General features: G+C 61.8%; 9 protein-coding genes. 5 read left to right on the top strand and 4 right to left on the bottom strand.

All coding sequences use genetic code 11. The features are described 5' to 3' along the window. Nucleotides 1–335: 335 nt before the first annotated feature. The 4 genes from EWE75_RS23235 to EWE75_RS23220 are packed head-to-tail and all read left to right on the top strand — an operon-like array spanning nucleotide 336 to nucleotide 3,354. A complete protein-coding gene (locus tag EWE75_RS23235; RefSeq protein WP_165388509.1) occupies nucleotides 336–785 on the top strand; it encodes a transposase in 450 nt (149 codons plus the stop codon). Continuing rightward, complete coding sequence (gene tnpB, locus EWE75_RS23230; protein WP_130160436.1) at nucleotides 782–1,138, top strand: IS66 family insertion sequence element accessory protein TnpB; 357 nt, start codon at nucleotides 782–784, stop codon at nucleotides 1,136–1,138. The genes EWE75_RS23235 and tnpB overlap by 4 nt, the downstream gene beginning before the upstream one ends. A 48-nt stretch (nucleotides 1,139–1,186) precedes the next feature. Next, on the top strand, nucleotides 1,187–2,740 hold the full coding sequence (gene tnpC / locus EWE75_RS23225; protein WP_427915820.1) for an IS66 family transposase: 1,554 nt from the start codon (nucleotides 1,187–1,189) through the stop codon (nucleotides 2,738–2,740). Continuing rightward, nucleotides 2,737–3,354 (top strand): UPF0149 family protein, encoded by a 618-nt coding sequence (locus tag EWE75_RS23220; RefSeq protein ID WP_206364861.1) that lies wholly within the window; start codon nucleotides 2,737–2,739, stop codon nucleotides 3,352–3,354. The genes tnpC and EWE75_RS23220 overlap by 4 nt, the downstream gene beginning before the upstream one ends. 509 nt (nucleotides 3,355–3,863) lie before the next feature. Here the strand turns inward: EWE75_RS23220 and EWE75_RS23215 are convergent. Together EWE75_RS23215 and EWE75_RS23210 are read right to left on the bottom strand one after the other, a co-directional pair. Beyond that, nucleotides 3,864–4,604, bottom strand: a complete 741-nt coding sequence (locus EWE75_RS23215; protein ID WP_130160435.1) for a DUF6683 family protein — start codon at nucleotides 4,602–4,604, stop codon at nucleotides 3,864–3,866. 42 nt (nucleotides 4,605–4,646) lie between these two features. Further along, complete coding sequence (locus tag EWE75_RS23210; protein ID WP_130160434.1) at nucleotides 4,647–5,360, bottom strand: DUF6683 family protein; 714 nt, start codon at nucleotides 5,358–5,360, stop codon at nucleotides 4,647–4,649. A 189-nt stretch (nucleotides 5,361–5,549) separates the two neighbouring features. Here EWE75_RS23210 and EWE75_RS26385 point away from each other — a divergent pair, with 189 nt between their 5' ends. Next, nucleotides 5,550–5,807 (top strand): helix-turn-helix domain-containing protein, encoded by a 258-nt coding sequence (locus EWE75_RS26385; RefSeq protein WP_427915819.1) that lies wholly within the window; start codon nucleotides 5,550–5,552, stop codon nucleotides 5,805–5,807. Here the strand turns inward: EWE75_RS26385 and EWE75_RS26115 are convergent. Both EWE75_RS26115 and EWE75_RS26110 read right to left on the bottom strand, forming a co-directional pair. Beyond that, nucleotides 5,720–6,517: a TonB-dependent receptor gene (locus tag EWE75_RS26115; protein ID WP_165388508.1), complete on the bottom strand. Its 798-nt coding sequence runs from the start codon at nucleotides 6,515–6,517 to the stop codon at nucleotides 5,720–5,722. The two genes, EWE75_RS26385 and EWE75_RS26115, sit on opposite strands and share 88 nt — an antisense overlap. After that, a complete protein-coding gene (locus EWE75_RS26110; RefSeq protein ID WP_130160432.1) occupies nucleotides 6,472–7,536 on the bottom strand; it encodes a TonB-dependent receptor domain-containing protein in 1,065 nt (354 codons plus the stop codon). Before EWE75_RS26110 ends, EWE75_RS26115 begins: the two co-directional genes overlap by 46 nt. Between the last annotated feature and the right edge of the window lie 106 nt (nucleotides 7,537–7,642).

Here is a 7,642-nt window from a genome sequence, read left to right as displayed (position 1 = left end):
GACATGCTGAGCGAAGCGCGTCTCACGACCAAAACTTGGCGCGAATTCCTTGACGCTTTCATCGATGACCCTGAGCTCGCCGTACGCCTCAAGGACCGAACACCGCGGTAGCAATCGGACGGTTACGCAACTTCGGGCTCAAGGTCGGTGTCGTCAGCACGATCGGCTATGAGGCCCGGATCCGTCACCTGGTCGAGGGGTTTCCCAGACTGGCGGCGATCGTCGAGCCGTTGCTGACGGTGCGGCGGGTGATGCGCCGTTAGCGTTGCGAGCACCCCACATGGACGGCAGCACGGCATCGCGCGAGGAAAGATCCCTGGTCTGAGGGGATGGATATGACATTTGACGAGGATGCGCACGATGCTGACGGGAGTTCGCACCATGCGTCACAGGGTGCGAATACGGATTGGCATGGTGTGGCGCACGGTACGAGCCCAGATTTGGGTGGTACGATACTCGTCTCCCAGCGGGCTAACCGGCGATGGGATCCCCGGGAGAAGGCGCGGATTACCGCCGAAAGCTTTGAAGCGGGAGCAAACGTCTCGGCTGTTGCCCGACGCCACGGCGTGAGCCTGGGGCTCTTGCATTATTGGAGGCGCACGGCGCGAGATCGGGGTGCGTTTGAACCGATCTCCATCATCCCCTTGGCGGTTGAGGGCAGCGTTGCGCCCCCGCGTGAGGCTGACGGCATCGAGATCGAGATCGGCGGAGCGCGCGTCCATGTTCGCGGCGTTATCGACGGCAGCGCCCTGCAAATCGTCTTCGCTGCGCTTCGCGGCCAATGATTGGAGCGCGGGGCGACCTCAAGGTTGTGCTCGTAACAGACCCGATCGACTTCAGAGCCGGCATAAACCGGTTGACGGCGCTGGTTTCGGAGGCATTGTCGCGAGACCCATATTGCGGTGACGTTTTCGTGTTCCGATCAAAGCGACGGATGGACCGCATGAAGCTCATCCATTTCGACGGGTCAGGCATGATCCTCGCGACAAAATGGTTGGAATCCGGCAGGTTCGTCTGGCCGCCTGTCCGGGACGGCGTGATCACGCTGACGCATGCTCAGATGACCCTTTTGCTCGGCGGAATGGACTGGACCAGGCTCCACGAAATACCGGTGAAAAAGCCGGAGCTGGCAGGCTGAAACGCCAAATTGCTGGGCTTCCGGAGCGTCTTCGGCTATAAAATCCGGGTGTCGACCGACCTTCCAGATCTGGCCACGGAGCTATGCTCCGCAAGGCAAAAGATCGTCGAATTGAAGGCGGAGCTTGAGGCTGCCAACAAACTTTTGGTCAGCTTCAAGGCCATGTTGTTCGGGTCGCGCTCGGAAAAGGCAAGCATCGTCCTCGATGCCCAGGAGCGCCTTGACCTGGGTGACCTGGGTCCGGTTCTCCATCATGAGCCTGCCAACGACGACAGCCCCACTCAAAGGACGACGCGTAAGGCACGGCGCAACATCGGTGGCTTGCCGAAGCATTTTCCGCGGGTCACCCATGTCGTCGAACCAGAGAGCACGCAGTGCACCTGCTGCCAGGGCGACATGCACCGTATTGGCGAAGATGTCAGCGAGGTGCTGGATATCGTGCCTGCCGTGCTGCGCGTTATCGCCACTGTCCGTCCAAAATATGCCTGCCGCCACTGCGAAACCAGCATCGTCCAGGCGCCAGCGCCGCCGCGACTGGTGGATGGTGGTATGGCGACCACATCCTTCATCGCCTGGATCGTGACGCAGCGCTTTGCCTGGTACCTGCCCATCTACCGGCAAGCCCAGATGCTTGCGGGACACGGCGTCAGGATTGACCGCTCCACCATGGTTCGCTGGATCCGCCGAACCGCCTGGTGGCTTCAGGGCCTCTATGACTGCCAATGGCGCTTCCTCCATAAACAACCGAAGATCCATGTGGACGAAACACGGCTCCCCGTCCTTGACCCCGGGCAGGGGAAATTGCGGATCGATCAATTTTGGGCGCACGGTATCGATGATCGACCCTGGGGAGGTCCGGCGCCTCCGGCCGTCTGCTATGCCCATGCCCGCTCCCGCAGCCATGCGACAATCTCTACGCAGTTGGAGAATTACGCAGGCATTCTGCAGGTGGACGGCTATACCGCCTACAAGGCGCTCGAGACCCCTGGTCGGGACGCCGGGACGATCGAACTCGCCTTCTGCCTGGCGCATTTGCGGCGGCGCTTTGTCGATCTGCACAAGAGTACAAAGTCGACGATCACCGCACAACTCATCGGTTTGCTCGGCAGGGTGTACCGGATCGAAGCGGAGATCCGGGGCACGAGCGCTGAGCATCGGCACGCTGTTCGGCAGGCAAAGACCAAGCCGCTAATGGCCGAACTCAAACAATTGCTGGATGATACGCTTGAGCGTGTGTCCGCCAAATCCGCGCTCGCCGAAGATATCCGCTATGCGCATGGCCATTGGCCCGGTCTGACCCGGTTTCTCGACGACGGTCGGATCGAGGTCGATAACAATATGATCGAACGGCAAATGCGGCCGATTGGGATCAGTCGGCGGAACAGTTTGTTCGCCGGCAACGACGGGGGCGCCGAGAGCTGGGCAATCTTGGCGTCCTTGCTCCAGACCGCGAAACTCAACGGACTGGATCCCTATACGTGGCTGAATGACGTGCTGACGCGGATCGTATCGGGCGAGGTCAAGAGCAACGAGCTTGACCAGCTCCTCGCATGGAATTGGAAACCTCGGCAAACACAGGCTTCCCTGGAGATGGCCGCTTGAGCGATACGGCGTCGATGAAGAGCGTTAGCCCTGTGATGCCGGACGCAAAGCTCGAGATCTGGCTGAACTCCAGTGCTCGTCGTCGCCCCCTGGTCCGGACGCTGCCTGCGCTCGATGGCTTTCTGACCGCAGGCGTCGTTGGTCCCAGGCTGCCGAACCCGTTTATCCCGATGTTTGCGGCACTCGGACTCACTGCCAGGGCGTGGCATAATCCGACGCCCGCAGAATCCGCCGTGCTCGGCGCCGTAACCGCGCACCACAACCGTATTTCGAACCTTCTGAGCGAGCGCCCCGAAGATTTCGCGCCCCGCTTCACCGCAAAGCCTGGCGGCGGTATCGACCCACGCCCCTGGTGCCAAGGCTTCTATGACGCCGTCGATTTCAATCGGGAAGAATGGGGTGATATTCTCGATGTCGACAACAGGCTCTTCGGCCTGTTCCTGCCGATCTTCATCTACAGCAAAAACGACAAGGGCCTGCCAGTCCTGGGACCGCCACGTCCCGGGCCCGAAACCGATGCCTTCATCGAAAACCAGGCGTATGCCGACATCGCTTCGGTCGTCGTCGCCCTGCGCCAACACCACCAGCCGACCTACATGATAGATCGACCCTGAACGCCGGGCGTGCTCCGTCAAGCGAAACACCCATGGCCCGCTCGCAACGCTAACGATGCGCCAGCAACTGGCCACGCTCCACAAGATGCTGCTCGACACGGTCCGGCATGATCCGGTCTGCAAAGCCGCCAGCCGCCAGCCGCCGGCACCGCGCCGATCCGGTCGATTCCCGTGATCATGCCGAATTCCCATTCCGTGCGCCGTCACCGCGCGCTGCAAAGCGATCGAGCGGTCCCGGTGTGTCGAGCAGCCGGTCCAGCGAGGTGCGGGACTGGGCGAGGCCCTGCGACTGGGTCTCGGTCGCGGAATCCTGCGCGGCGCAGGCCAATCGGTCTTGCGCTCGGACGGGCTCGCCATTGCGAGATCGACGACCTTGCCGATGCCCGGTGCATTCACTCTGATCGCGATGCTCATCGCAGCCTCCATTGCTTCGCTGGCACCACATCTGCCGCATCGCCCCCGCCAACGCCATAATCGCAACGATTAGCCGACGCGTGCGCGGTCGATCATCATGGCCGCAGCCCTTGGTCGGTCAGGTTGAGCGAGAGCAGGTCGAAGCCATAGGTCGCCTTCGCGCCGCGTGCGACGGCGGCGCGGATCTTGCCGCGCACTGCCGGATCCTGCTTGGCAAGCGCGGCGAGTTGCCCCGCCATCAGGCCCTGGATCAAATTGGCCTCGGCGACCTCCTGCTTCACCGCGTTGCTCGCGCTGGCAAAGGCGGAATTGGTCGCCATTGCGGCGGCGAGCTGGTTGCGAAGCCCGAGCATCTGCGCGCGTGTCGGGTCGCGGTCGTCTGCGCGCGTCGCCATCCAAGCATAGGCCAGATAGACCGCCGACGCATCGGCGACGTTGTTGGTCGACATGCCGTACGGCGCAATTCCCGCCTGGATCTTGCCGATCACGTTTTCGTTGGCGAGCACTTGCTGCAGCTTCGCCGCCCCGGCAGGGTCGGATTGCCGCGTCTTGGCGACGAACTGCGCGAAATACTTCTGGCGCAGCGCTGCGTCCGAACGATAGGTGAGGTTGGAGCGGGCGATTGGCGCGGCACGAACGGCGCGACGCGGCTGCGAATTGGCATATCGCCCGGTGCCCGACCGCTTCTCTTCGGCCAGGGTAATCGCGTCCATGGCAAACGTCCCGGTCAACTGGCTCATATCGAACACGCCGCTGATCTCCTGCGCAGCAGCGGGGGCGGCGGACAACGAAGCGAGGCCGAGCACAAGCGCGGGGAACATACGAAAACGAGACATGTGATCTCTCCTTTTTCCAGGCCCGTCCCAAGGGTTGATGGCCTATTGCCGCAACCCGTGCGCGGTAAGGCTGAGCGACAGCAGGTCGAAGCCGTAAGCGCTCTTGGCACCCTGCGCGACGAGCGCCCGCACCTTGGGCCGGAGCGCTGGATTCTTCTTCGCCATCGCCCCGAATTTGCCGACAATCAGGCCCTGGACCAGATTGCCTTCGGCCATTTCTTGCTTCACCGCATCGGAGGCTGTGGCGAACGCAGGCGACGCCGCCATCGCCGCTGCCATCTGGGTGCGCAGCCCGGTCATCTCGGCGCGCGTCGGATCGCGATCCTCGGCGCGAGTCGCGAGCCACGCAAACGCCAGATACACCGCCGCCGCATCGGCGACATTGTTGATCGACATGCCATACGGCCTGATCGCCGCCTGAAGCTTGCCGATGACATCCTGGCCGGTGATCATCTGCTTGACCTGCGCCCCATCAGCGGGGTCGATCTGGCTGGCCTTAGCGACGAACCGTGCAAAATTCTTGTGGCGCCGCGCTGCGTCCGGTCGGTAGGTGAGATTGACGCGGGCGGCGTGGCGGGGTGCCGGTTCGTCAAAACGTCCTGTTCGTGCCCGTCTCTCCTCAGCCTGGGTATTGACGTCCATGCCGAGCGAAACGGTTAGCGTGCCGGGATTGAACACGCCCTGCGCCGCGGCGGGCGAAGTAGCACCGAGCGCTACGCAAAGCATCGATGCGATCAAGAACAGAAAACGGGACATCGCGTATCTCCTAGATCCTTCTGAACGGATTTCGACAGGGGGCAGCCGACGCCGCCCCCTGCCTGATTCCACATCCAACGCCGAAGCGCCGGTCGCAGTTGCGTGATTAACCCTTGCGTGCGGTATTGAGGGGTTTGCGGCGCACGGGGCAAACTGCCGGGGCGGCGGCAGCCTCTCGATGGCGACAAGGTGAGCGCGGCGCTCAAGCTGATCGCCGCGAGCGTTTCCCCCGCGGAGGCAGCGCGGCAGCTCGGCATTGGCCGATCGACCGTATACCGCGAGATGAAGCGGCTGGGCGTCGCACGGCCGGGCATAAACAGGATCGCGACGCGTCCTGTGACTTCAATCCGAAGCTGGCATCAGAACCGTCCTTCAAAGCTCAGTCCCAGGATCCGCGGATCACTGACCGCTCCCCGCGTTCTGCCGTCGAAATCGACGAAGCTCTGAGTAGGTTTGACCACGTCGAAGATATTACTGGCGATGAGGAATGCACCAAAATGCCGTCCCTGCCATCCGACTTTGGCGTTTACCAATGTCCGCCCTTCAATATCACGCGCAGGCGCTATAGCCGGTTGATCGACAATATCCTGGAAGTACCCGCTGCGATAATTGGCGTTGACGTTGGCGAACAGACCGGTCGGATGTTGCCATGTTGCCCCTCCCGACACCGTCCAGTGCGGCGCGTTGGCGAACTGGTTGCCCGGAACGAACTGGAACAACTGGCCCGCCGAGGACGGCGAATCCTCAAACTTGGTGCTGCTGTAACCGCCGCCCATATACAGATTCAGTCGACGGGTCGGCCGACCGCTCAGTTCCAGCTCTGCACCGTACAGGCGAGATTTTCCGGCGTTGATGACCTGCGTGTCGAAAACGGAACCTGGCGTAAGCTGGACCGAAACCTGCTGGTCGCGCCAATCGATATAATAGACGTTGGCGTTCACCGTCAGCCGGCGATCGAACCACTGCGATCGCAAAGCCAGCTCGTAATTCCAGGTATATTCCGGATTATACTCAAAATGCTGGCCACGTTGCTGGTTAAAGCCGGAACCGCCCGCGCGATAGCCGCGCTGCGCGGTCGCGCTCAGCGACACGTCGCGTGCAACGCCATAGGTCACACCGGCCTTCGGCAGCCACGCTTGATAGGTGACGGTGCGCACAGGTTGTACACTTGTAGCGTTCGCTGCGGTTGCGACCAGCAAAGCGTTAATTGTGTCACGATAGGCGCAAGCCCGGCCGGAACAGTACCCGGATCGGGTAGCGGAACGGTAATGGTCACGTTCTGCGTGGCACCGCGATCCTGACTTTCATGATCATAACGCAGCCCGGCGATCAGGCGGAGCCCGTCGGTGATCGGAAACGTCAGATCGGCAAATCCCGCATAGTTCTTCGTAAGCCGTGGCTGGCGAAGATTATTGCTGATCGGCACAGCGCCGCCATAGAGATTGAGAACGGTATCGACCGTCGATTGCGGCAATCCCCGTCCGAGCAGAACCTGATCAATGCCGAGGCGTCGCAGGCCGAGATTCTGGCGCGACTCGTAGAAATAAGCGCGATTGTCGTTTCGCAGATAATAGGCGCCGACCAGGCCCTGGACCCAACTGCGTTTCACGCTGAGGCGCAGTTCCTGCTGGAACGTCTTGCTGGGATTCGTCACCTGCCCGACCTGCCCCGGCGTTGCGGTGCGATCTTGATCGTAAACATTCGAGCTACGGATGTTGCTGTAATTCGTCACGGAGCTGATATTGAAGCCACTGCCAAGGTCGTAACCCGCTTCCAGCGTCGCGATGTCGCTCTTCACTGTCAGAACGGACCCGAAATCCTCGGTCGAGATACGGTCGCGCGGCGTGTACGGCGCGTCGAATTCGGTCTGATATGTCCCGCGCTGATGGCGGTCGTGAAGATAGGTCGCCCCGATCCGCAGGTTCGGCAGCACATCCGGCGTCACTAGCAGTTTGCCGCGCAGCGTCTCGGATACACGCCGGTCGCCATCCCGATGCAGCGTCGTATTATAGACGAGGCCATCGCTCCGTGCGATCTCGCCGGCGATGCGGAAGGCGACCTGCCCGTCGATGATCGGTCCGCCGATCGCGGCACCGGCCCGGCGCTGTCCGTCCGGGCCGGTCAGCAGCAGTCGCGCGCGCCCCGACCATGTAAAGCTAGAGCATTTTTCGATCAAAAAGCATCATATCCGCAGTGAGCGAAGTAGTTTTTGCACTCTGCGGGGGTGAATTCGTCGATAGATTGGCCGATAATGCGCCAGAGGTCATCAACCGTTCTGGCGG

This window comes from Sphingomonas populi (assembly GCF_004208535.1).
Taxonomy (GTDB): Bacteria; Pseudomonadota; Alphaproteobacteria; order Sphingomonadales; family Sphingomonadaceae; genus Sphingomonas; species Sphingomonas populi.
This window is presented reverse-complemented; position numbering and strand designations above follow the sequence as displayed.